We start from the raw sequence: 23,277 nt of genomic DNA, 5'->3' as shown, positions 1-23,277 counted from the left end.
GAGTTGTTGCGCAAGAGGTGTTGTGGATTTCCGTGCGACCGTGATGAGCTCAGTGGCGCAGCCGCTCCCTGACCACCTGGTCGATCTCGTCGGCGACGGCCCGGGGCTCCGTCGACACGAGGGTGACGGCGTCGCCGCCCTCCCGGTCGATCACGGCCCAGCGCCCCGACGTCCAGGACCGACCCGTGCTCGGCGTCACGTGGGCGCCGGTGAGCGACTCGGCGGACCACTCCTGTGCGGTCGCGCCTCGGAGGCGCGCGACGGGGCCCGGCGTGTAGCGGAGGCGGTGGTTCGAGAGGGAGAAGCGCCCCCCGTGGCCTAGTCCGCCTGTGGGCCGGACCAGCACGGCCGACGTGCCCCAGAGGATCGTCTCGTCGTCACGGACGGGGTCCGAGCGCCACGACCCGAGAGCCCGGAACTGGACGATCAGGGCCACGAAGGCGGTGGCCCAGATCGCGAGCAGCCACAGGCGGACGACGTCGAGGTCGTCGTCGCCGCCGAGCAGCAGAGGCGAGAAGACCATCACGCCGAGCACACCCTGGATGACCAGCTGCACCAGCGAGGACCGACGGAGGGCGGTCTCCGAGGTGCCGGGCGCGGGTTCGAGGGGGCGGCGGGGCATGCGGTCAGCCTGCCAGGTCGGTGCTGGCGTCGGTGGCTGGTCGTCGGTCGAGGCGTCGCGCTGGCGCGATCTCAGAACGCTGGGGTGCGATCTTCTGAGATCAGCCCTGATCTCAGAAAGAACGTCTGTGATCGCGCGCGTGGTGGCCCGAGGGCTGCTGGGATGTCGGGCGGGCGGGTTCGTCGGGGGCGGGCCGTCACGACGGCCCGCCGGCGACGGACCCGCCCGCTGAAGGCTTGCCGGTGGCGGGTCTCGGGCCCAGCAGCCCGGCCAGCAGGTCGGCGAGGAGGCGCGGCGCGTCGGTGGGGAGGGTGACGGCCGGGCGAGGGCAGGGCTCAGATGTCGAGGACGCCGTCGACGGCCTCCGTGCGGGCAGGGATCTGTCGCGTGGCGATGTCCTCGTCGAGGTGCACGGAGACCCAGAGCCAGTCGAGTGGCCAGCCGGTGTCGTCGAAGACGCGGTAGCGCCGACGCAGTCGCAGGAACGGCACGTCGGCGTGCTCGAAGCTGACCAGCAGCTCGGTCGTCGGCCAGCTGCCGACGGTCTCCACCTCGAGGGAGCGGTACGGGCTCCGGCCCCGTCTCGGCTCGGGGTGCTCGCGGGTCCAGACGATGTCCGGCTCGTCCAGCCGCTCGAACTGGGCGCGCAGAGCTGCCGCGGCCGCATCGCGCGATGCCTGGTCCAGAGGGGCGAGCGGCCAGCGCGCACCCTCGACGCCTGCCAGGTCGAGACGGTCTCGCCAGGGGGCGAGCACCTCCTCGCGACGGTCCTCCTCGCGCTGCCAGTCCTCCTCCTGCGGCTCCGGCGCGGGCTGCCACGGCAGCTCGTCGGTGTCCACGCCGTCGGGGAGGCCGTCGGCGACGTCGACCCTGGCCTCGCGTGGCTCGTAGACGACGTCCCAGCCGCCGCCGAAGCTCGAGGTCTCGTGGCGGGGGCCGCGCCGGTGATAGCGCAGCACGATCTCGTCACCCTCTCGGCGCACCTCGTCGACGAGGTGGTCGACCCGGATCGTGGAGCGTTCGCCTGCGGGGCTGAGGAGGTGCAGGTCGGTCGGAGGAGTCGGGCCCGGGTCGTTGGGCTGCGGGTCTGAGGAGGAGTCGGCAGAGTCCCCGACGTCGCCGGGGTTCCCGAAGGCGAGGGTCCAGCCGACGTCGTCGTCGTCGGGACCGACGTCGTCGTCCGTGTCGGCGACCACGAATGCGTGGTGGTCGTGGTCGTGCTCGGCGAGGCCTGCGTCGATCGGCTCGGTCCAGTCGGCGGGGTCGGGCCAGAACGACGTCTCGGGGATCCAGGGGAGGGTGCTCGGGTCGAGATCGGCTGCGTCGGCATCGGCGTCGGTGCCGAGCCCGCCGCCGTCGAGCTCTTCTCCTCCCGGGAACGTGCCCATCCACTCCGAGGCGTCTCGGGGGTCGCCGATCCAGAGGCCGGAGGCGTCCGCCCCGATCGGCCGGCCGGTGCCCAGGTCGACGGCGGCCGTGACGCCCTCGGGAGTGAGGTGCACGGCGGTCCGGCGCGGCGACGCGTCACCGCTCGCGTCGCGGTAGACGACCCATGCGCCCTCCGGTGTCGACCGCACCTCCGCCTCCTCGACAGCACCGGCCGGACGGGGCACGTCGGGCCACGTGACGAAGCGGACCTCGTCGTCCGTGACGATCGCCGCGACCGGTCGCACGGCGTCGACGACGATCGTGGCGGCGTCGACGGCCACGGCGGCGAGGGGCGTCAGGAGCTCGCCGGAGGCGGCTGGCGTGCTCTCGCTGTCAGGTCGAGGTGTGGACATGCCGACAGGCTAGCGACGTCGGGATCGGCGAGCCGGGGCGGTGCGGGCACCGGGTGGGCAACTCCTCGGCTATCCGCTTTGCGTCGTACCGAACGGGGGGTGTCTCGATGGTCGAGATTCTCGCTAATCTAATGGTCGGCACGGATGCCGATCTCAGCGCAGGAGCGAACATGACCAGCCCGACACTCTCGACCCGACCCAGGCACATGACCCGACCGAACACCGCACCGGACCCGACCCCGGCCGCGGCACCCTCCCTCGACGGAGGCGCCGGCCACGACGCCGGCGTCGGCCCCGACTCCGTCACCGGCTTCATGCAGGCCTTCGGCGTCGCGCAGATGCGCGCGGAGACCCTGATGAAGATCGTCGCGGCCGACCACGGGATCGGCGTCTCGGACCTCCGCGCGCTGTACTTCGTGCACGGCGGCACCGACGTCACGCCGCGCGAGCTCGCCGCGTACCTCGATCTCTCGTCGGGCTCCGTCACGAGCCTCGTCGACCGGATGACCGACGCAGGGTTCCTGGACCGCGCCGCCCACCCGTCGGACCGGCGCAGCAGCGTCCTCGTCATCGCCCCTGACGGCGTCACCCTGATCGAGGGCGAGATCGGGTACTACCTCGAGGTCTTCGACGGGCTCGCGTCGCGACCCGAGCTGGCCGTCGTGACGACGGCGCTCGCCGAGCTCGCGACCTCGATGACGCGGCACGCGGCTACGCGGTCTGCGGGCACGAGCTCAGCGTCCGCCTAGCCCGAGCCCCCCGCTCTCGAACCATGTGACGCGTCGAAGGGATCCGGGAAGAGCAGACCCCCGCGACGCGTCATCTCGATCGCGAGGACGGGCCCGGGAGCCGGGGGCGAGAGGCGCCTCCTTCGGTCGCACCTGCCTCGGGGGCGCTTCCGGCCGCAAGACCCGACCGGGGAGGCGCGAGGACACTCGCAACGACCGGAAAAGTCCGCATTGCGTGCGGTGCGGTCGGCATTTGCGGACCCGGACCCGGACCCGGGCCTGCGGCCGGACCGGGACCCGGACCCGTACCCGGACCCGGGCCTGCGGCCGGAGCAGGGGGGCAGTCAGCGCGGCTCCGGCGAGGCGCCGAAGGCCTTGCGGCCGTTCCACACGGCGATCCCGACGACGAAGAGCGTGAAGAAGACCGAGAACACGACGCTCGGCTGCAGCACGGCCCACACGACGACGAGCATGCCGACGCTGATGACGAGGCTGATCCCGTACATGATGCGCCCGAGGCGCGTGTTCATCTTCATGGGGACTGTCTACACAGGCGGAGCGCTTTCAGCCCTGCGGGCGAAGCGGGCGGCGAGGGTCGGCGGCGAGACTGGACGTCGAACGAAAGGACCCCATGTTCGCCGCATCCTCGCCCGTCGTCCTCCCCGCGCTCGCGACCGTCGTCCCCGTGACGATCGTCGCCGTCGCGCTCGTGGGGCTGCGCTCGCGGCGAGCCGGGGCCGACGTGGGGACGACCCTCTGGCGGACGTCGTTCGTCGCCTACCTCGGGGCACTGGTCGCGGTCACGTTCTTCCCGTTCGTGATCGACCTCGACGCACCTCCGGACTCGCCGTGGCGCCCGATGATGAACCTCGACGCGCTCAGCTCGCTGCACCTCCGGTCGTTCTGGCTGAACATCGTGATGACGGTGCCCCTCGGGGCGTACCTGACGGGCCGCGGGCTGGCGGCACGTGGGCGAGCGAGGCCTGGGCCGGCGGGGCGGCGTCGCCTGCGCGGCATCGTGCCGGTCGCCGCGATCGCGCTGGTCGCCAGCGTCTCGGTCGAGCTGCTGCAGCTGGTGCTGCACCTCACGATCGGCGGCAACCGTGCGACCGACATCGACGACGTGATCGCCAACACCGCCGGAGCCGTCGTCGGCGCGGTGCTCTGGCGGGCCGTGCTGCGCGTCGGGTGTCGGGTCCTCTCGGGCCGGCGCCTCGAGCTGGCCGCCACGGGCGCGAACACGAGCGCGAACATGAGCGCGAACACGAGCGCGAACACGAGCGCGAACACGAGCGCGAACATGCGCACGACCTCGAGCCCGCAGGAGGCGGTGCTCGCGACGGCAGGCCCGTCGCGACGGCGTCCGCACCCCTCGGAACCGCGCACACCCGCGCGCGCGAGCGAGGGTGCGCGCGGGTCCTGAGGGTGCGGACGGACGCGCCGACGCGCGTGGTCGCCTGCGCGCACGGCGCACGGCGCACGGCGCACGGCGCACGGCGCACGGCGCACGGCGCACGGCGCTTCGCCCACCACGCTCGCGGTCGCCGTCGGGCGGTCCGGGCGTAGGGTCGGACCGACCGAGGAGGGGCGATGACCTACCCCCGGAGCGACCGCGGCGCGACGGAGCGCGGCGTGCCGACGCTGCAGCCGCGTGACGTCGTCTGGGCCTGCCTGCGGCCGGCGCTGAGGCTCCGGCTCGCGCTCTTCCGTCGGGCCGTGCGTTCGGGGACGTTCCCGCCTGCGGCCACCGCGCCTCCTTCGCTGCTCGAGGACGTCACCGCCGACCGGGTCGCCTACGTCGGCAACGCGGCCGCGGCCCGGTTCGGCGTGCTCGAGGAGGAGCTGACGACGCTCAGCCGCGTCGCGGCCGCGGTCGGCGCCGCGCGGGGACGGCCGTTCGTCTGGGTCGAGGGCCCGGCCCAGGTGCTGACCGTGCGGGAGGCGGCCGACGAGCCGACCTCGGCCGTGCCCGACGTCGACGCGGTCGTCGTCGCGCTGGGGTTCAGCGACGTGCTGCTGATGACCTCCGCCGCCGCGTGGCGCCGCGACCTCGACCGGCTGCTCGACGCCGCACGGCACCCGGGGAGCGTGCTCAGCCCGGTGCTCGTCGCGGGGATCCCGCCGATCGACCGGCTGCGGCTCACGTCGCGCGGGGCGCGAGGCCGCGTCCACGGGCAGATCGCGCGGCTCAACGCCGAGTCCGAGCGGCTCGTCCGGGACCGCGGCGACTGCGTCTTCGTGCCGTTCCCCGAGCCCGAGCCGGCCGTCGGCAGCGCCCGGCTCAACGGCCAGCTGTGGTCCTGGCGGCGCGTGCACGAGCTGTGGGCGGCGAGCCTCTGGCCCGAGCTCGTGAGGGTGCTCGACGAGTCGAGCTGAGGGGCGCCGTCCCGACGTGGAAACGACGAACCTCCGCGGAAGATCACGGAGGTTCGTCGTTCTGGGGGAGGTACGCGTGCGACGAGCGCAGGTGGTCCCGCCTAGCGGGCCTCCGCCTCCTCGGCGTCACGGGCGCGCTTGCGCTCGTTCAGCGCGCGCTCGTCGCGGCCGACGACCGCCAGCAGCACGATGGCGAGCACCACGCAGGCGAGGATCAGCACGAAGGTGACGTCCCAGCCGAACGCGTGGACGGCCAGGCCGATGCCGGTGGAGGCGAGCGTCGCGCCGAGCACGTAGCCGAACAGCCCCGTGAACCCGGCCGCGGTGCCGGCGACCGAGCGCGGGCTGAGGTCGAGCGCCTGCAGGCCGATCAGCATGACCGGGCCGTAGATGAGGCCGCCGATGGCGACGAGCATGGCGAGCGAGATCCAGAGCGGGCCCTCGACCGGCGACAGCCAGTAGACGGCGACGGCGACGGCGACCGCGGTCATGAACAGGATGCCCGTGGGGGAGCGGCGGCCCTTGAACACCTTGTCGCTGATGTAGCCGCAGAGCAGGGTGCCGGGGATCCCGGCCAGCTCGAACAGCGAGAACCCGGCGATGCCCTCGCCGAGGCTCGCGCCGCGCACCTCGGACAGGTAGACCGGCGCCCAGACGAGCACCCCGTAGCGCAGCGTGTAGACGAACACGTTGGCCAGGGCCAGGTTCACCATGGTGCGGTTCGTGAGCACGTAGCGGCGGATCGTCGACCAGGTCGAGGCGCCCTCGTCGGCGGCGTCGGTCTCGACGGGGGCCGGGTCGTTCCGGTACTCCTCGATGGGCGGCAGGCCCTCGGACTCGGGGGTGTCGCGCAGCAGCACCAGCGCGACGACCGCGATGACGAGGCAGACGACCGCGGGGAACCAGAACACGCTCTGCCAGGTGCCGAACGACGCGAGCGCGACACCGGCGAGGCCTCCGGCACCCGCGCCTCCCACGTTGTGCGCGACGTTCCAGATCGCGGTCTTGCCGCCGCGCTCGGAGGTGGAGAACCAGTGCACCAGGGTGCGGCCGCTGGGCGGCCAGCCCATGCCCTGGAAGAACCCGTTGAAGATCATCACCACGGCGAAGAACGCGACGGAGGCGCCCACCGCGGGGACGAAGGCGATGAACAGGTTCGCGAGGGCCGAGAGTGCGAGACCGATCGGCAGGAAGAACCGCGCGCTGCTCTTGTCGCTCACGATCGCACTGAGGAACTTGCTGAAGCCGTAGGCGAGCAGCACGCCGTTGGTGATGACGCCGAGGCCGACGGTGCTGAAGCCGTTCTCGTCCTTGAGGATCGTCGACACGAGCGGCACGTTGTTGCGGATCAGGTAGTACGCGGCGTAGCCGATGAAGATGCCCAGGAACACCTGCAGCCGGAGGCGCGGGTAGCGACGGGCGACGGTCGCGTCGTCGAGTCGGGGAGCGGGCGGCGGGGCCGCGAGGAAGGCGGTCAGCCCTCGTCGCGACGACGTCTCGGTGGGGGTGCGCGGGGCGCGGTGGTCGGTGGTCATCTCGGCCTTCCTCGTCCACGGCGGTGTGGGCGAACTCATAGCTGAACACAAGGTTGCAGTTCACGCAAATGACACCTGCCGTTCACCTGGAGGGGTTGACACCAGCCAGAGGAGCGGAGAAGGAGCGCTCGTCGGGAGGGGTGCCCTGGCAGTGCCTGTCAGCCTGCGGGGCGCGTGCGTAGCGTGAGGCGTGACGCCGCAGGTCGGCGTCGCCCCCTCCTCCTCCTACCGCTGCTGCTGACCGCAGCGCGCCCCTGCCCTCGACCCTGAGAGGACCCGTCCTGACGAACGCGCCCGCGCCCGCTGCCGACGTCGCCCTCTCGGGCGAGCCCGGTACGTCGACCCCGACCCGTCTGCCGCTGTTCTCGCTCGTCGTGCTCGCGACGATCGGCTTCGTGCTCGTCGCCATGGAGACGATGCCGGCCGGGCTGCTGCCGCAGATCGCGTCCGGGCTCGACACGGGCGAGGGCACCGTCGGGCTGCTCATCAGCGCGTACGCGCTGGGCACCGTCGTCGCGACCGTCCCCGCGATCACGCTCACCCGTGGGCTGCGGCGTCGCCCCGTGCTCGCGGCGGCGCTCGCCGGGCTCGTCCTCGCGAACGTCGTGACCGCCTTCGCCCCGACGGTCGGCGTCGCACTCGCGTCCCGGTTCGTCGCCGGGGCCTTCTCGGGCACGATCTGGGGCATGCTCGCCGTGTACGGCCGCCGCATCAGCCCGCCCGGCAGCGCGGGTCGCGCGCTCGCGATCGTCTCGGCGGGAGCTCCCGTCGGCTTCGCGTTCGGGACGCCCCTCGGCTCCTGGCTCGGCACGACCCTCGACTGGCGCTGGTCGTTCGGCGGCCTCAGCCTGATCGGGCTCGTCGCCCTCGTGCTCGTGCTCGCCGTGGTGCCCGACGCGACCCCGGCGCCCGCCCCGGCCTCGGGCCGCCTCCCGCTCGGCCGCGTCCTCCGCCTCCCCGGGGTCGTCGTGATCCTGGCCGTCATCGCCGCGTGGATGATCGCGCACAACACGATCTACACGTACGTCGCGCCGTACCTGCGGGCCGGCGGCTCGGGCCTCGGCGTCGACCTGACGCTGCTCGTCTACGGGGTCTCGTCGATCGGCGGCATCGTCGTCACCGGCGCGCTGCTCGACCGACACCCCCGGCCCCTGCTGCACGGCAGCGTCGCCCTGTTCGTCGTCGCGGGGGCCGTGCTGCTGGTAGGCCAGGCGTCCCCGGCCGCGGTGCTCGCCGCCTCCGTGCTCTGGGGACTGACCTTCGGGGGAGCCTCGGCCCAGCTGCAGGCGGCGCTGACCACCGCAGGAGGCGCGGAGGCGGACGTCGCGAACTCGTTCCTGCCGGTCGCCTTCAACGTCGCCATCTTCGCCGCGGGTGTCCTCGGAGCGCTGCTGCTCGGCGGGGTCGGCCCTCTCGTGCTGCCCGTCGTCATGATGGGAGCAGGGGCCGTCGCCCTCGGCCTCACGGTGTGGGGCAGGCGCAGCGCCTTCCCCGCTCGGTGGTGACGCGGCGCCTCGTCGACGCGGGCGGGCTCCGCAGCCGGAACCGCGCCTCCTTCTTACTTCTCTCTTCCCTCTTCCCTCTTCCCTCTTCCCTCTTCCCTCTTCTTCTCCACTTCCCGACATCATCACCGAACACGAACACAGGAGCACACATGCGCACCGTCAAGGCCTACGCGGCACCGTCCGCCACCGAGCCCCTCGTCCCGACGACCATCGAGCGCCGCGACGTCGGCCCGAAGGACGTCATGATCGACATCGCCTACGCCGGCATCTGCCACAGCGACATCCACACCGTCCGTGGCGAGTGGGGCGAGATCCAGTACCCGCAGGTCGTCGGCCACGAGATCGTCGGCACCGTCTCGGAGGTCGGCTCCGAGGTCACGAAGCACAAGGTCGGCGACCGCGTCGGCGTCGGCTGCATGGTCAACTCGTGCGGCGAGTGCGAGTACTGCCAGCGCGGCGACGAGCAGTACTGCGCGAAGGGCAACACCGGCACCTACACGAGCGTCGACCCCGCCGACGGCACCGTCACGCAGGGCGGCTACTCGCAGGCCGTCGTCGTCACCGAGGACTTCGTGCTGCGCGTGCCCGAGTCGCTCGACTACGACAAGGTCGCGCCGCTGCTCTGCGCCGGCATCACGCTCTACTCGCCGCTGCACCACTGGGGCGTCACCGAGGGAACCAAGGTCGCCATCGTCGGCATGGGCGGCCTCGGCCACATGGGCGTGAAGATCGCCGCCGCGCTCGGCGCCGACGTGACCGTGCTGTCGCAGACGACCTCCAAGAAGGAGGACTCGCTCCGCTTCGGTGCCAAGGCGCACTACGCGACCAGCGACGAGCAGACCTTCACCGACCTGGCGAACTCGTTCGACCTGATCGTCAACACGGTGTCGGCCAAGATCGACATGGGCGCCTACCTCGGCCTGCTCGCCGTCGACGGCACCCTCGTCAACGTCGGTGCCCCCTCGGAGCCCCTCGAGGTGCCCGCGTTCGCGCTGATCCCGGCTCGCCGCAGCTGGGCCGGCTCGGCCATCGGCGGCATCCGCGAGACCCAGGAGATGCTCGACTTCTGCGCCGAGCACGGCATCCTGCCCGAGACGGAGCTGATCAGCGCCGACCAGATCAACGAGGCCTACGACCGCGTGCTCAAGTCGGACGTGCGCTACCGCTTCGTGATCGACGCGGCGACGTTCGCGTAGGTCTCACCCGCTGGTCGCACAACGCCCTCGCCGTGCGCGGGGGCGTTCGTGCGTGTGCGGGCGGCAAGCGGCCGGGTGCGGCCTGTCGACGCGAGCCGCACCTCCTGCGGGCTGGCCGTCAGTGCTGCCGCGCGGCTTCGCACCGGGTTTCGTGCAACGCACCGGGTCTGGACGCGGTGCGTTGTACGAAACGCGGTGCGGTGCGTCAGGGGCGCAGCGCCAGCAGCGCCAGGTGCGCGTCGAGGGCCGTGACCGCCCAGGAGGCGTCGGTCCCGACGGCCTGGGCGAGCAGGTGCAGGGCCAGGCCGTCCACGACGGCGTGGGTGAGCTCGACGTCGACGTGGGCCGGCTCGGGGGTGCTGGCCGCGCCGCCCGCCGGGCGCGGGCTGGCCGCGCCGTCGGTGCCGAGGTGCACCAGCGCCAGCGCGCAGACGTCGCGGACCGCCGCGTGCGTCTGCTCGTGCGCCGTCCGCAGCGAGGGGTCGGTCAGGGCGAGGGCGGTGAAGGCGACGGTCACCTCCATCTCGGCGCGCCGCTCGTCGTCGAGGGGGAGCAGTTCGAGCAGGACGGCCCGGGCCGCGTCGCGTCCGCCGGTCGTGTCCGCCGCCCGGTCGACGCGCTCGCGCAGCCGCGACACCAGCAGCTCGACCGCGGCGTCGCGCACGCTCGCCTGCGTCGGGAACGTGTAGCGGAGCGATGAAGGAGGCAGCCCGGCCTCGGCGGCGACCTTGCGGACGGACACCTCCGTCGGTCCGTCCCGGACCAGCACCCGCCAGGCGGCTTCGCCGACGATGCGGCGGCGGTCGTCGAGATCAACGGTGCGGGGCATCCGTCGATTCTGGCACGACTGTGCGAAAACGTGCTAGAACTGAGTCCGCACGACTGTGCGACAACGAGTCGCGCAGGGTGTCGACATGAGGTCGGCTCGGTGCGCCGGAGGAGAGGGGCCCGTCATGGCCTGGGTGCTGTTGATCGTCGCGGGGGTGCTCGAGGCCGTGTGGGCCTCGGCGCTCGGCGCCTCGGGGAACTTCACGAAGAAGGGGCCGACCGCGCTGTTCGTCGTCGCGCTCGTCCTGAGCATGGTCGGCCTCGCGCTGGCGATGAACGACCTGCCCGTCGGCACGGCCTACGCCGTCTGGGTCGGGATCGGTGCCGTGCTGACGGTGATCATCGCGGTCGTCCGCGGCCAAGAGGTGCTGACCGTCGCCCGCGCACTGCTGCTGGCCGTGCTGATCGGCTGCGTCGTCGGCCTCAAGGTGGTCAGCTGATGCCGTGGGTCGTGCTCGTCGTCAGCGCCGTGCTCGAGGCGGTCTGGGCGACCGCGCTGGGTCGGAGCGAGGGGCTCTCGGTGCTCGCCCCCTCCGTCGTCTTCGTGCTCGGCCTCGCCGCCTCGATGCTGACGCTCGGCTGGGTGACGCGGCACATCCCGATCAGCACCGCGTACGCGATCTGGGCCGGGCTCGGCGCGGCGTTCACCGTCACCTGGAGCATGCTCACCGGCGGTGAGGCCGTCACGGTCGTGCGGGTGCTGCTGCTCGCGGGGATCGTCGGCAGCGTCGTCGGGCTGAAGCTGCTGAAGTCGGGGCCGGCCGCGAGACCGGCCGTGGACGAGGAGGCGGCCGGCGCCCGTTGAGGACCGCCCTGGGCGCCTGCTCCCTCGCGCTCCGCGGCCGCGCGCCCGCGGCCGTCCCCCGCTCGGTGCCCGACGGGGGACGATCTCGTCACGATCGGATCACGGCCGGTCCTCCCGGCGCACCCGGAGGCGCGGAGGGGCCCCGCGCCGCTCTAGCGTCGGTCCGCCGGGCGTCTCCGGCTCGACCCGACTCGATTCCTGGGGGATCCGTGACCACTTCCCGCCGCATCCGCGCGTGCGCCCTGCCCGCGGCGGCGCTCGCCGCCGCCCTCGTCCTCACGCCCGCCGCGGCCTTCGCCGCCGACGGCGACGTGCCCGCGTCGTCGTCCGTCGTGGCGGAGGGCCCCGACGCGACGACGGCCGTCTCGCCCGCTGCCGAGGCCGGCGTCGCCGAGAGCCTCCCCGTGTCGCCCAGCGCTGCCGAGGCAGGCGCCGCCGAGAGCGTCCCCGTTGCGCCCCGCGCCGAGACCACCCTCGCCGCGGACGGCGAGGCCGCCCCGTCCGAGCCCGAGGTCGTGGCGCCGGTCGCCCCGACCCCGTCGGCGGCCCCCGAGGACGGCGGCGACGAGGTCGTCGTCGACGCCCCCGAGGTCTTCTCGCAGGACGGCAGTGACCTGCACCCGGGCTTCGCGAGCTTCTTCGGCACCGTCGGCTTCACCCCCGGCGACGAGGCCACGGTCGGCCTCGTCGGATCGCAGGGCGAGGACCTCTCGAGCTGGATCCGCCCCGCGCCCGGCCTCACCTTCAGCATCGACGGCGACACGACCATCATCGTGGTCGTGCCGAACGACGCCGCCGTCCCGGACATCGTGACCCTCAACGTGTTCGACGAGTCCGGCAACGAGGCCTCGCTCGAGATCCGCGTCAGCGCCTTCGTCGTCGCCCCGCACCTCGAGGCACCGGTCTCCGCGACCGCGGGAGTCGTCAGCGTCCAGGGCGAGAACGGCGAGCCGGGCCAGGTGGCCCTCGTCAGCGTCGTCGACGCCTCGCTGGTCGAGTCCCTTGAGCCCGACCAGGGCAGCGACGAGGGCGTCGCCGACGAGGCGGACGGCGTCGAACTCGTCCGCGTCGCGGAGGACGAGGCCCCGGCCGACGACCCTGGGTTCGTCACGGACGAGGAGCCGATCGCGTTCGACCCGGAGGAGGGCGTGGCCTTCACGCTCGTGCCGATCGACGAGACCGGGCACTTCACGGCGTCGTTCGTGCTGCCCGCCGGAGACTACGTGAGCGACGCGGCCGTGCTCCGTCGTGACGGGAGCGCCGCCTCCGACTTCTCCGTGCCCGTGCAGTTCTCGGTCGCCGCCGCGGCGCCCGTCCTGCCCGTCCCGACGGCGCCGGCCGCCGTCGTCCCCACCGCCGTCGCGCCGGTCGCCGTGGTCCCGGTGCGCACGACGCGCCCGGCGGGCCTCGCCTACACCGGCTCGGACGCGTCGGCGTGGCTCGTGCTGGCCGCCGGTCTCGTCGCCGCCGGCAGCGTGGCCGTGGCTGCGTCGCGCCTCCGGGGCCGTCGCTCCTAGGGCTGGTCGCCCCGACGCCAGGACGGCCCCGCACCCTCGTCAGGGTGCGGGGCCGTCGGCGTCCCGGAACGCGGGAGGCGACGTGTCAATGGCTGAGGCCGAGGAGGAAGAGCATCCCGACGACGAGGCTGGCGCAGGTCGCGACGGCCGACGACGCGACCACGAAGAGCGTCACCTGGCGCTCGTGGTCGCGGACCTCGGAGAAGGGGCTCGTGGGGCGGATGATGCTCATGGTGGGCTCCTCTCGGCAGTTCTGCGCTGCATGGGGTCGACGTCGGATTTCTATGCATGTGCATCTTGTCACGGTCGGCTAGAGCATCTAGCGACGCGGTCGGCTGCCTTCGCGAAGTGGACAGTGGCGGCGTCGAGTTGCCCCGAACTGCTGCTTCCCGGGGCTCAGGGCAGCGGTTCGGGGCAACTCGTCGAGTGCGAGTGCGAGTGCGAGTGCGAGTGCGAGTGCGAGTGCGAGCGCGAGTGCGAGCGCGAGGGGAGGCGCGGGCGGCTAGCGCAGGCCCCCCTGGAGCGTGCGGATCGCGTCGCCGAGCGTGCCCGACGCGAGCAGGCCGGTGCCGAGCGGGCCCGAGCTGTCCTCTCCGAGCAGGGGGAGGCGCGCGAGAGCCCTGCGGACCGGCGGGCTCAGGTGCCGCAGCTGCCAGGTGATCTCGGCCGCGCCTCCTGCGGTCCCGTCGTCGTCGGGGGCGGCCAGGGTGACGGCCTTCACGGCGTAGGCCGCGGCGCCCAGGGCGTGCGCGCCCATGTGCGCGACGCCCGACGCTTGCCCTGCCGACCACGCGGCGGCCCTGGCCGCGGGCGAGGTCACGGCCTGTGCGGCACGACCGGCGACGAAGCGGCGACGGATCTCGCCGACGGCGTCGAGCTCTCCGCGGGCGAAGGCGCGGGTGCGCGTGATGCCGTCGCGAGGGCGGTCGTCGGCGGGCGCCTCCTGCTCGAAGAGGGGCAGGACGCGCTCCGCGCAGTCGGCCGCCCACGCGGCGACGAGCCGGCGATCGGTCTCCGAGAGCGCCTGCGGGGAGGTCATCCCTGCACCCTGGCACGGCGCCCGCGCCGCGTCGACGACGAGTTGCCCCGACGTGCGGCCTCGCTCGCTCGGAGGCAGCTGTTCGGGGCAACTCGTCGAGACGTCGTCCGGGAGGCGGAGGGCCGCCGAGAGACGGAGGGGCTCGAGGAGGCGGCGGTCCCTCAGGAGGCGGTGGTCGGCGATTCGTCCGCGGGCGGCGGCGGCGACGCGTCGGAGGCGCCCGGCAGCACCGCGGCGAGCCGCGTCAGGAACGCGCGCACCGCCTCCAGCGCCTCGTCGTCGTAGTCGTCCAGGGCCGCCTCGAGGGCGGCACCGCCCCGGCGAAGGAACGGCTCGATGCGCTCGTGCGCCTGCTCGGTCGCCCGCAGCGTCACGACACGGCGGTCGGTGCTCTCGCGGCTGCGGGCGACCAGGCCCTGGGCCTCGAGCCGGTTGAGCAGGGCGGTCGTCGCGCCCGAGGTCAGGCCGATCCTGCTCGAGAGCTTCGCCGGCGTGAGCGGCGCGTCCTCGCGCTCGGCCCAGATCACCTCGCCGAGGGCCGTGCCGTCGACGGTCGGCAGCTCCATCCAGCGGGCGAGCTGGTGGGCCGACTCCTGGTAGGTCACGGCGTAGTGCCGCAGGGCCTCGAGCACCTGCGTCCTCGGCGTCGGCGGGGGCGGCGTCGGCGTCGTCATGGGTCGATCCTCCCATCGAGACGTCGTCGCGATCGTCCCCGCATCGGGCCCTGGGTCGCCGGCCTCAGGCACGCAGCTGCGGGTACTCGGCCAGCACCGACACGTGCTTCTCGCTCGTGAGCAGGTTCGCCTGGAAGAACTTCCGGACCGGCCGCGACGCGGTGACGCGGTGCATCGTCTGGATCGCCTTCACCCCGGCGCCCGACGACGGGTGCATCAGCTTCGCCCCGCCGCGCGGCAGCCCTTGCGCGCTGTCGGCGTAGCGACGCATCTGCCGTTCGTACCGGGCGAAGGCATGCGCCGGGCGATCCGGGCTCGCGGCGAGCTCGCCGACGAGGATGTGCGCACCGACCAGCGACAGCGTCGTGCCCATGCCCGTCGGGCCCGAGCCCCAGGCGGCGTCGCCGACGAGCGCGATGCGGCCCCGGCTCCAGGTCGACATGACGACCTGCTCCATCCGCTGCGTGTAGAACTCGTCCGGACGGGCGTCGAAGCCGTCGAGGATGCGCTCGGTCTGCCAGCCCGCACCTCGGAAGCGCTCCCTCAGCAGCTGCAGCTGCGCCTCCACCGGGAGCCCCTCGAAGCCCATCGGCTCGGACTCGAACGACATGCACGCCCTGATCGTGCCGAGGTTGTCGGGCCGCACCGACGCGACGCGGCCGCGGGCCGCGGTGAACCAGTCCCAGGAGTCGACGTCGCCGGGCCGGCGGTCGATCGTGCCGTACGTGATGCTGACGCCGAAGTCGCGCAGCTCGGTCTCGTCCGCGAAGAGGAGGCGGCGGGTGCGCGAGCTGCGCCCCTCGGCCACCAGGAACAGGTCGAAACGCTCCTCGGCGCCGCTGTCGAAGGTGGCGTCGACGCCCGTCGCGTCCTGCTCGGCCCCCACGACGAAGTCGCCGAAGCGGCGCTCGACGTCGGCCGGGACGAGGTCCGCGAGGATGCCCGCGAGCCGCCCGCGCAGGATCTCGACCTCGGCGGTCGGGCCGTCCTGCCCCTCCTCTCGCGGGAACACGGCGTAGGGGCGGCCGGACTCGTCGACGAAGCGCGTGCCGTCCTCGCCGGTCAGGTTCGCGAGCACCGCCTCCTCGACGCCCATCCGGGTCAGGATCTCGCGACCGAGCCCGCGGACGTCGATGTTCTGGCCGGTCTCGCGGGGCTCGGCGGAGCGCTCGAGCAGCACGACGTCGAAGCCGGACTTCGCGAGGCCCCAGGCGAGTGCCGGGCCGGCGATGCTCGCTCCGGTGACGAGGACGCGGGGGCGCGCGGCCGGGGAGGAGGGGGGTGTGGTCATCGTGGAGCCTTCCGTGGAGCGGCCGATCTCGGCTGCATGACGTCAGACTAGCTTCACCATGATGTGACTCCACAGTGAAAGCACATGTTGCCGAGGCCGCCCTAGCCCCGGCACACGCGGCAGGTGGCGACGGCGAGTCGCCCCGAACTGCTGCCCCCGTGAGTCGGGAGCAGCAGTTCGGGGCAACCCGTGCCGCTGCCGCCTCCTGGGCCGGCTACTCGGCGGGGATCTCGCCGGTCGCGACGAGCGTGGCGCGCGCGAGGATGTGCGACGCGATCGTGAAGTTGAGGAACGCGGGCGTCCCGTCGGCGGGCACCTCGATGTCCTCGACGTCGAGCGCGTGCACCGTCACGAAGTAGCGGTGCTGGCCGTGGCCCGCAGGAGGTGCGGCACCGATGAACGAGGGAGCCCGCGAGTCGTTCGGCAACTGGTACGCCCCCTCGGGGAGCTGCGCGCCGGTCGCGTCGCCGGCGCCCTCGGGCAGGTCGGTCACGGACGCCGGGATGTTCGCGACGGCCCAGTGCCAGAAGCCCGACTGCGTGGGGGCGTCGGGGTCGTAGACGGTGACGGCGTAGCTCTTGGTGCCCTCAGGGGCACCCGACCACGAGAGCTGCGGCGACACGTCCTGGCCGCCGGGGACGCCGAAGGCCCCGGAGTACTGCTGCTGCGCGAAGGGGGCGCCGTCCTCGACGGTGGCGCTCGTGACGGTGAAGCTCGGCACCTCGGGGAGGCGGGCGAAGGGGTCGTTTCCGGTGGTGTCGCTCATGACGGTCCTTTCCTGGGGCGGCCGGGTGGCGCCTCCTGGGGGATCATGCTCCGGCACCCTCGGAAACCGCGCAGACCCCCGTGCGCGCACGAGGGTCTGAGCGGGGCCCGCGGGTGCGGGCAGGTGTGGTGCCGCAGGAGGCGCGCTAGCGGTCGAAGAGACCGCCGAGGTCGCCCAGCCCGGGGATCTGGAAGCCCTCGCCGAGGCCGCCGACCTGCTCGCCGAGGCCGGTGAGGTACTCCTCGCCGCCCTGTGCGATGCCGTCGACGCCCTCGGTCAGGCCGCCGAGGCCCTCGGAGAGCCCGGCGATGCCCTCGAGCCCGAAGTTCTCGGCGAGGCCGCCGAAGTCGACGCCGTTCGCGAGCGCTCCCGAGAGGAGCGGGCCCGCGACGCTGCTGACGGCGGCACCGCCAGCGACCGCGAGTGCGAGGCCGCCGAGTGCGGCGACTCCCGCGCCGGCGGCAGCTCCTGCAGCGAACTTCCCTGCGCCGGAGCCCTGACGGGCGCCGGTGGCGGTGCCGCCCGAGTCCTGTCCGGGGCGTCCGTGGCCGCCGAAGACGCGCTGCATGAGCCCGGGGTGCACGGTCTCGCCGCGGGTGGCGGCCCGGGCGAGGTCGTCGGTGCTGCCGCTGCGGGGCTGCTCGTGCGCGGGGAGCTCCTCCGTGAGGCGTGCTTGGACGAGCTCGCGCTGCTGCGGGGTCAGGCGGGCGAACGCGTCGCGGTGCACCTGCTCGAGCTGCTCGGGCTCGGCCGTGCGGAGGAGGTAGTCGTACTTGCCGAGGGCGACGCGGTCGGCCTCGGTCGCGCGGGGAGCGCCGGACGCGCCGTGCTGCTGGGCCGGGCGCTGCTGCTCACCCTGCCGACGCCCGTCGTAGCCGCCCTGCTGGCTCTGCCGCTGCTGGCCGTCGCCCTGCCGGCCCTGCTGGTCGTAGGCCTGCCCCTGCTGGCCGTAGCCAGCCTGCCCCTGCTGCGGGCCGCCTCCTCGCTGGTCGCCCTGCTGCTGCTGGTGGCCGTCGCGGGTCAGCTTGTCGGCCGCCGTGCGGACGAGGTCACGCCAGTCGGTGCCGGAACCTGAGCTGGACCCGGAGCCGGCGCCCGGTCGCGGCGGCTGGCCGTTGCGGGAGGAGGACGAGGAGGAGTTCGAGTCGCCGAGCGCTTTCGCGGCGGCGCCCAGGAGGCGCTTGAAGTCGGGCATGAGCACATCGTGCTGGCCCCCGATGTGCAGACCCCCGGGAGGACCTGCGGAAGTCATCCGAACTGCCTCGTCTGCTCGCCTGCCTCCTCGGCTCGTCTGACCCGCCGACCACGGGCCTGTTCGTCGCGAGCGGGCCGTCGCCACAGCCCGCGGACGACGAACTCGCCCGCGTCCAGGGGGCATGCCGCGCCAGCCAGAGCGACGCCCGCCCCGGCCGACGACCACGGAAGTCCGTGGTGCCGCCCGGGGCGGGCGAGGTGCAGCTGAGGTGCAGCTGAGGTGCGGTGGTGCGGTGCGGTGCTACTCGGCCGAGTCGACGGTCAGCGCACGGCGGCGACGGGCGGCGACGAGCAGCCCTCCGCCGAGGAGGAGCAGCAGCGCGGCGCCGACGACGCCCTGCGACGCCTCGGACCCGGTGTAGGCGAGACCTGCCGGACGGGCGACGGGAGCCGCCGGCGTCACGCCGGGAGGTACCACAGCGGCCGGGGCCGCGACGAGCGAGAAGGCGACGACGTTCGAAGGCTCGGACACACCTCCGGTCTCGTTCACGGAGCCGTCTGCGTTCAGCTCGGCAGCGATCGCCTGGGTCACGTACTCACCGGGGAGCAGCTCGACGGAGACGGTCCAGTTGCCCGCGTCGTCGACAAGGATCGGGTCGGCGAGGTCGGTGATGTAGAAGCGGCCCGCGGCGGGGGTCTCGGTGACTGTCCCGTCGAGGAACGACGAGTCGGCGACGGTCAGGACGATGCCCGTGCCGACGGGGCCGGTGCCCGAGATCGTGACGGTGCCGCCTGTGACGACCTGCCCCTCCGTGGGGCTGGTGATCACCGGGGTGGGCGTGAGCAGGACGACCTCGTCGGCGACGGTGACGTCGACGGCCTGGACGATGCCCGAGCGGACGCCGGTCAGCGTGATCGTGTAGTCGTCGGCGAGCACGTCGTCGGCGAAGACGACCGTGTCGGCGTAGGCGCCAACGGTGTCGTCCGCGTAGTAGTTCAGCGCACGGTCGGCGAGCTCGACGACGGCGCCCTCGGAGTCGGTCACGACGGTGGTGATCTCCTCGCCAGGGCTGAAGCCGGTGGCAGCGATCGCGACACCGGTGGTGGTCGCCTCGTCGACGGTCACCTCGTCGGGCGTCGCCGTGATCGTCGGGGCGATCGCGGGCACGGGCGCCTGGGCGAACGTGAAGTTCACCGAGAGGCGTCCGACCTGAGCGTCGGGGTTCGACTGGGTGACGTTCGCACCCGTGCCGAGCGAGCCCGGTGCGAGGTCGAGGAACGTCGTCGGGATCGAGTAGTTGCCGGCGAGGTCGGCGATGCCGGTGCCGGCGGTGGAGTTGCCGAGGTTCTTGTTGCTGTACGTCACCGTGACCGTGCTGCCGGGCTGCGCCGTTCCGGTGAAGACGGGCGTGGTCGTGTCGACGACCGTGCCCGTGCCGGGGTAGGTCACGGTGAAGGGGGATGCCGGGTTCGGCGCGACGGCAAGCTCGAAGGTGTAGGCCAGCGGGGTCACCTCGGGGTCGGCGAGGCCCGACTGCGCATCCGCGCCCGCGACGGTCGCCAGGACCGTCGTCTCACCCGGGGGCAGCTGTCCGAAGTTGGCGTTCACGAAGAACGAGCCGTCGTCGTTGTGCGTCGTGCCGCTGAACAGGGCCTGAGCGGGGGTGCCGGTGCCGATGTCGTAGGTGAGCACGAGGTCGTCGGTGGTCGGCAGGCCGGTGCCCGTGATCGGCACGACCTGAGGCAGGCCGGCCGAGTTGTCGTAGGTGGAGCCGGGCGCCGGCGACGTGATCGTCACGGGGGCGGCCGCGGAGGCGGGCCCTGCGGCGAGCAGGACACCTCCGAGGGCGAGTGCGAGGGCCGTCGGCGCAGCGACGAGGCCCCTTCTGGCTGATGAGCGCAAGGGCGTTCTTTCTCTCGAGGTGGATACGTGCGTCGTTGCATGTCCGTCGAGGCCCAGCGCCAGGAACGAAGAGGGGGCTAGCCCCATGCCGGAACCTAACAGAACCTCAGGGATTCGGTAAGAGGCGGCTGTGAACGGGCCTCGTCGAGGAGGGGGCTCGGTCAGAAGGCGTTGCCGAGGGCGTCGAGGAACACGGCCACGGGGTGGGCGACCCAGCGCTGCAGCCAGCGGTGCAGGCGGGGGAACCGGCGCGGGGCGCCTCCTCGGGCACGGGCGTCCTCCGCCTCTCGTCGCTCACGTCGGCTGAGCGGACGGCCGAGGTGCCTCGGCCCCTCGTGCATCGGCCCGTCGTGCGCGGGCACGTCGGGTGTGACCCTGGCGTGCGCGGGATCGCTCCCTGCGTCATGAGGCCGTCGATCCACGGAGGCGACGCTATCGTGACGAGGTCCGCCTCCCGACCCCTTTCCCCGGAGTCCCGCATGCCCACCCGCACGACCCGCGAGATCGTCGACGCCGCCCGCGCGCGCTTCGACGACGGCGAGCACCGGGCCGCGTGGGACTCGCTGCTGGTCCACGCCCGTCGCCACCCGGACGAGCGGGCCTACCGCGACGCCCTCTCGGAGTTCTACCGCCGGGCCGGCAACCCCGACCAGGCGGCCCGGTGGGGCGCCCACGACCTCGCCTCGCTCGACGCCCGTGAGCGTCACGCGCTGCGCCGGTCGCTGCTGCAGTTCGAGACGGAGGAGGAGGTGCGCGACTACCTCGCCCTGTCGGGCGGGCTGCCCCCGGAGACGACCGAGCACCTCGGGTCGCCCCGGCAGCAGCGGCTGATCCGGTGGGAGCCGACCTCGGAGCTGCTCTTCGGGATCGTCGGGATCGGCGCAGTGTTCGGAGGTCTCTTCGTCCTGATCATGCTCGTGTGCGTCGTCGTCACGGCGTTCACGGGCGACCCGGAGACGCAGTCCGTCGCGCAGGTGTTCGTCTCGGTCGCGCTCAGCGTCGTGGCCGGGGCGGGCGCGCTCGCCTCTGCGGGGTACCTGCTCAGCGAGCGGTGGTGGCGGGGCGGGCTGCTCGGGGTGGTGGCCGTCGCCGCGGCCGTCGTGCTCGCGCAGACCGACATCACGTCTCCGCTGCCCTTCGGCTGAGGCGCAGCCGCACGAGTTGCCCCGAACGGTCGCCTCCGGCCCGGCCACGTGACGATCCGGGGCGACTCGCGGCTCGCAACTCGAGGGAGGCGCGCTAGAGCACGTCGGCGACGAGCTCGAACACGCGGTCGGGCGCCTCGAGGTGCATGTCGTGGTGCACGCCGGGCAGGCGGCGCAGCTCCCAGCCGACGCCCTCGAGCGAGCGGGCGACGGGCTCGGGCAGCACGGCCGGGCTGTCGTCCGAGAGCACGACGACCGAGGGCACCGCAGGAGGCGCCACCTCGATCGGCGCGTGCGCCACGTCACGGAACACCCCGATCGCCATCCTCGTGTCGAACCGCTCGCGGGCGTCGTCGAGCAGCGCGACCGTCGCCGCGTCGTAGCTCGCGCGCACCGCCTTGGTCGTGCGTGCCTGCGCGAGGCCTGCCACGGCCAGCGTCAGCGGCGGCACGGCCCAGAAAAGCCGCCCGGCGAGGCCGCTGGTCGGCAGCGCCAGGTGGAAGCCCGGGTCGAGGTAGATCGCCCGGAGCGGCTGCAGCCGCGCGACCGCCCGGACGAGCACGGCGCCGCCGAGCGAGTGCCCGACCACGCTGTGCAGGCCCGTCGGCAGGGCCTCGACCAGGTCCGTCGCGAACTCGTCGAGGCCGTACGACGCGGCCCGGCCGCTGTGCCCGTGGCCCCGCAGGTCGACCGTCGTCACCGTGTACCGGCCCGTCTCGAGCATCCGGTCGACGAGCGGCCGCCACGTCTCGCCGTCGGCGCCCAGCCCGTGCACCAGCCCCACGTGCCGCTCGCCGTCGCCGGTGGTGGTCGTGTGCAGCTGCATGGGGTCCCTCGGGGTTCGTGTCGATCAGGGCGGGGCGGTCGGGGCAGGTCGAACAGGGGCGAGCGGGTGCGTCGCCGCCTCAGCGCACCGACTTGATCGGGATCACCGCGAGGGCGCCGAGCACCACGAACACGATGCCCGAGATGAACAGCACGGGGTAGCCCCCGGTGATCGAGACGAGGCCGGCCGCGATCGAGGGGCTGAGGGCCTGGGGCAGCGTGGTGGCGAGGCCGAGGATGGCCAGGTCGCGTCCCGCGGAGCTGGCGCCCGACGTCAGGGAGGCGGGCAGCACCTCCGTCATGAGGGCCAGGTCGATCGAGATGTAGGCGCCGAAGCCGAGGCCGAGCAGGAAGCTGTAGATCAGGATGCCGGTCGTCGTCGGCATCACGAGGGGCACGACCAGGCCGATCGCCATGACGACCGAGGCCCAGACGATGAACGGCTTGCGGCGGCCGATCCGGTCGGACAGCACGCCGCTGGCCAGCGCCGAGATGAGCACGCCGAGCAGCAGCACGACACCGATCTGGGCGGCGAAGGCGTTCGAGGCGGCGTCGCTCAGCCCGATGTAGTCGCGCAGGATGTACAGGCCGAAGGTCTGCGCGCCGTAGAAGCCGATCACCATGAGGAACCGCGCCGCGAATGCCCACGCGAAGTCGGGGTGCTTCCGCGGCGAGACCCAGAAGCCGCGGGCGAACTCGCGGAACGTGGGTCGGGGCGCGGCGGGGCCGGCCGCCTCGTCGAGGCTCGAGCGGTCGGGGTTCACCACGACGAACACGGCGACGACCACGAGCACGAGGGCGGCGAGCACGAGGTAGGGCAGGGCTCCCGCACCGGAGGCCGAGCCGGCGACGACGGCCCCCACCGCGTTGCCGACCGTGATGCCGAGGCCGATGAAGCCCGAGACCCCGCCGCGCTTGGCGGCCGGGAAGCGGTCGGGCACGAGTGCCGTGGCCGCGGCCTGCAGCGCGTTGAGCCCGAGCTGCACGACGAGCCAGATCAGGGCGACGGTGACGATCGAGCTCGCCAGCGGCAGGCCGGCGAAGAAGCCGGCGGCGAGCAGCGCGCCGCCGACCATCCAGGGCGAGCGCCGGCCGAAGCGCGAGCGGGTCGCGTCCGACAGGGCACCGGCGATCGGCTGCGCGAACACGTTCGCGAGGAACGCCACCGTCGTCACGATCGCCAGGTTGCCGATCTTCGAGGCCTCGTCGATGTCGGCCACGAGGTTCGGGATGAGGATGCCGAGCCCGCCCGAGTTGATCGCGAGGATCGACACGTAGACGAGCGCGAGCCCGATCGAGAGCCGACGGAGGCGCGGTGGGCCGACGCTCACGTCACTCGCCTCCGCGACGGCGGCGATGCCGGCGGGCCCCGCGGAGCCGGGGGTGGGCGCGACGAGGGAGGCGGCGGTGCTGCCGATCGTGCCGGGCACGTCACCGGGTGTGCCGGAGGCGGTGCCGGGCGTGCTGCCGGCGGAGGCGGTGGTGCGGTCGACGTCGGTCATGGGGGGGCTCCTGAGCTGAGGGGCGGCGCTGCCGCTCGGGGACGC

At 73.3% G+C, this 23,277-nt stretch carries 24 protein-coding genes; 9 read left to right on the top strand and 15 right to left on the bottom strand.

Annotated features, from left to right (window positions below):
• Positions 1–49 precede the first annotated feature (49 nt).
• Both EDF20_RS14835 and EDF20_RS14830 read right to left on the bottom strand, forming a co-directional pair.
• The gene (locus EDF20_RS14835; protein WP_133739218.1) at positions 50–622 is read right to left on the bottom strand and encodes a hypothetical protein; all 573 of its coding nucleotides are present in this window, start codon (positions 620–622) and stop codon (positions 50–52) included.
• Between the two features lie 335 nt (positions 623–957).
• The gene (locus EDF20_RS14830; protein WP_133739217.1) at positions 958–2,403 is read right to left on the bottom strand and encodes a hypothetical protein; all 1,446 of its coding nucleotides are present in this window, start codon (positions 2,401–2,403) and stop codon (positions 958–960) included.
• 206 nt (positions 2,404–2,609) lie between these two features.
• On the opposite strand from EDF20_RS14830, the gene EDF20_RS14825 reads away from it, so the two are divergent.
• A complete protein-coding gene (locus EDF20_RS14825; protein WP_208292669.1) occupies positions 2,610–3,152 on the top strand; it encodes a MarR family transcriptional regulator in 543 nt (180 codons plus the stop codon).
• 323 nt (positions 3,153–3,475) lie between these two features.
• On the opposite strand, the gene EDF20_RS14820 is transcribed toward EDF20_RS14825, so the two are convergent.
• Positions 3,476–3,667 carry a hypothetical protein gene (locus EDF20_RS14820; protein WP_133739215.1) on the bottom strand — a complete coding sequence of 64 codons (192 nt, stop codon included), beginning with the start codon at positions 3,665–3,667 and terminating at the stop codon, positions 3,476–3,478.
• Positions 3,668–3,762: 95 nt separating this feature from the next.
• Between EDF20_RS14820 and EDF20_RS14815 the strand changes: the two genes are divergently transcribed.
• Both EDF20_RS14815 and EDF20_RS15805 read left to right on the top strand, forming a co-directional pair.
• Complete coding sequence (locus EDF20_RS14815) at positions 3,763–4,554, top strand: VanZ family protein (protein ID WP_133739214.1); 792 nt, start codon at positions 3,763–3,765, stop codon at positions 4,552–4,554.
• Positions 4,555–4,721: 167 nt separating this feature from the next.
• A complete protein-coding gene (locus tag EDF20_RS15805) occupies positions 4,722–5,507 on the top strand; it encodes a hypothetical protein (RefSeq protein ID WP_166644843.1) in 786 nt (261 codons plus the stop codon).
• 101 nt (positions 5,508–5,608) lie between these two features.
• On the opposite strand, the gene EDF20_RS14805 is transcribed toward EDF20_RS15805, so the two are convergent.
• Positions 5,609–7,042, bottom strand: coding sequence for an MFS transporter (locus EDF20_RS14805; protein ID WP_133739213.1), 1,434 nt, complete (start codon positions 7,040–7,042; stop codon positions 5,609–5,611).
• A gap of 374 nt (positions 7,043–7,416) precedes the next feature.
• Between EDF20_RS14805 and EDF20_RS14800 the strand changes: the two genes are divergently transcribed.
• Both EDF20_RS14800 and EDF20_RS14795 read left to right on the top strand, forming a co-directional pair.
• Positions 7,417–8,547 (top strand): MFS transporter, encoded by a 1,131-nt coding sequence (locus EDF20_RS14800; RefSeq protein ID WP_243833518.1) that lies wholly within the window; start codon positions 7,417–7,419, stop codon positions 8,545–8,547.
• Between the two features lie 149 nt (positions 8,548–8,696).
• Complete coding sequence (locus tag EDF20_RS14795; protein WP_133739212.1) at positions 8,697–9,743, top strand: NAD(P)-dependent alcohol dehydrogenase; 1,047 nt, start codon at positions 8,697–8,699, stop codon at positions 9,741–9,743.
• A gap of 205 nt (positions 9,744–9,948) precedes the next feature.
• Here the strand turns inward: EDF20_RS14795 and EDF20_RS14790 are convergent, their stop codons facing one another.
• Positions 9,949–10,572: a TetR family transcriptional regulator C-terminal domain-containing protein gene (locus tag EDF20_RS14790; protein WP_133739211.1), complete on the bottom strand. Its 624-nt coding sequence runs from the start codon at positions 10,570–10,572 to the stop codon at positions 9,949–9,951.
• A gap of 124 nt (positions 10,573–10,696) precedes the next feature.
• Between EDF20_RS14790 and EDF20_RS14785 the strand changes: the two genes are divergently transcribed.
• The 3 genes from EDF20_RS14785 (at position 10,697) to EDF20_RS14775 (ending at position 12,893) form a co-directional block, all read left to right on the top strand.
• Positions 10,697–11,011, top strand: coding sequence for a multidrug efflux SMR transporter (locus EDF20_RS14785; protein ID WP_123548826.1), 315 nt, complete (start codon positions 10,697–10,699; stop codon positions 11,009–11,011).
• Positions 11,011–11,376, top strand: coding sequence for a multidrug efflux SMR transporter (locus tag EDF20_RS14780; RefSeq protein WP_123548827.1), 366 nt, complete (start codon positions 11,011–11,013; stop codon positions 11,374–11,376). The genes EDF20_RS14785 and EDF20_RS14780 overlap by 1 nt, the downstream gene beginning before the upstream one ends.
• A 209-nt stretch (positions 11,377–11,585) precedes the next feature.
• Positions 11,586–12,893, top strand: a complete 1,308-nt coding sequence (locus EDF20_RS14775; protein WP_133739210.1) for a hypothetical protein — start codon at positions 11,586–11,588, stop codon at positions 12,891–12,893.
• An 85-nt stretch (positions 12,894–12,978) separates the two neighbouring features.
• Here the strand turns inward: EDF20_RS14775 and EDF20_RS15800 are convergent, their stop codons facing one another.
• From EDF20_RS15800 to EDF20_RS14730, 8 genes are all read right to left on the bottom strand, one after another.
• Positions 12,979–13,125 (bottom strand): hypothetical protein, encoded by a 147-nt coding sequence (locus EDF20_RS15800; RefSeq protein WP_158614707.1) that lies wholly within the window; start codon positions 13,123–13,125, stop codon positions 12,979–12,981.
• 270 nt (positions 13,126–13,395) lie between these two features.
• A complete protein-coding gene (locus EDF20_RS14765) occupies positions 13,396–13,932 on the bottom strand; it encodes a putative immunity protein (protein ID WP_123548829.1) in 537 nt (178 codons plus the stop codon).
• Between the two features lie 161 nt (positions 13,933–14,093).
• A complete protein-coding gene (locus tag EDF20_RS14760; RefSeq protein WP_133739209.1) occupies positions 14,094–14,606 on the bottom strand; it encodes a MarR family transcriptional regulator in 513 nt (170 codons plus the stop codon).
• A gap of 64 nt (positions 14,607–14,670) precedes the next feature.
• Positions 14,671–15,897 carry an FAD-dependent monooxygenase gene (locus EDF20_RS14755; RefSeq protein ID WP_133739208.1) on the bottom strand — a complete coding sequence of 409 codons (1,227 nt, stop codon included), beginning with the start codon at positions 15,895–15,897 and terminating at the stop codon, positions 14,671–14,673.
• 214 nt (positions 15,898–16,111) lie between these two features.
• Positions 16,112–16,663, bottom strand: a complete 552-nt coding sequence (locus EDF20_RS14750) for a YbhB/YbcL family Raf kinase inhibitor-like protein (protein ID WP_133739207.1) — start codon at positions 16,661–16,663, stop codon at positions 16,112–16,114.
• Positions 16,664–16,808: 145 nt separating this feature from the next.
• Positions 16,809–17,858, bottom strand: coding sequence for a hypothetical protein (locus tag EDF20_RS14745; protein WP_133739206.1), 1,050 nt, complete (start codon positions 17,856–17,858; stop codon positions 16,809–16,811).
• 300 nt (positions 17,859–18,158) lie between these two features.
• Positions 18,159–19,760: an LPXTG cell wall anchor domain-containing protein gene (locus EDF20_RS14740; protein ID WP_166644842.1), complete on the bottom strand. Its 1,602-nt coding sequence runs from the start codon at positions 19,758–19,760 to the stop codon at positions 18,159–18,161.
• Between the two features lie 161 nt (positions 19,761–19,921).
• Positions 19,922–20,122, bottom strand: coding sequence for a hypothetical protein (locus EDF20_RS14730; protein ID WP_133739203.1), 201 nt, complete (start codon positions 20,120–20,122; stop codon positions 19,922–19,924).
• Positions 20,123–20,239: 117 nt separating this feature from the next.
• Here EDF20_RS14730 and EDF20_RS14725 point away from each other — a divergent pair, with 117 nt between their 5' ends.
• Entirely contained in the window at positions 20,240–20,905 is a 666-nt protein-coding gene (locus EDF20_RS14725; RefSeq protein WP_133739202.1) for a hypothetical protein, read from the top strand.
• A gap of 94 nt (positions 20,906–20,999) precedes the next feature.
• On the opposite strand, the gene EDF20_RS14720 is transcribed toward EDF20_RS14725, so the two are convergent.
• Together EDF20_RS14720 and EDF20_RS14715 are read right to left on the bottom strand one after the other, a co-directional pair.
• Positions 21,000–21,731, bottom strand: a complete 732-nt coding sequence (locus tag EDF20_RS14720) for an alpha/beta hydrolase (protein WP_133739201.1) — start codon at positions 21,729–21,731, stop codon at positions 21,000–21,002.
• A 79-nt stretch (positions 21,732–21,810) separates the two neighbouring features.
• Positions 21,811–23,232 carry an MFS transporter gene (locus tag EDF20_RS14715; protein ID WP_133739200.1) on the bottom strand — a complete coding sequence of 474 codons (1,422 nt, stop codon included), beginning with the start codon at positions 23,230–23,232 and terminating at the stop codon, positions 21,811–21,813.
• Positions 23,233–23,277: the final 45 nt, after the last annotated feature.

Source organism: Frigoribacterium sp. PhB116, from assembly GCF_004364285.1.
Classification (GTDB): Bacteria; Actinomycetota; Actinomycetes; order Actinomycetales; family Microbacteriaceae; genus Frigoribacterium.
This window is presented reverse-complemented; position numbering and strand designations above follow the sequence as displayed.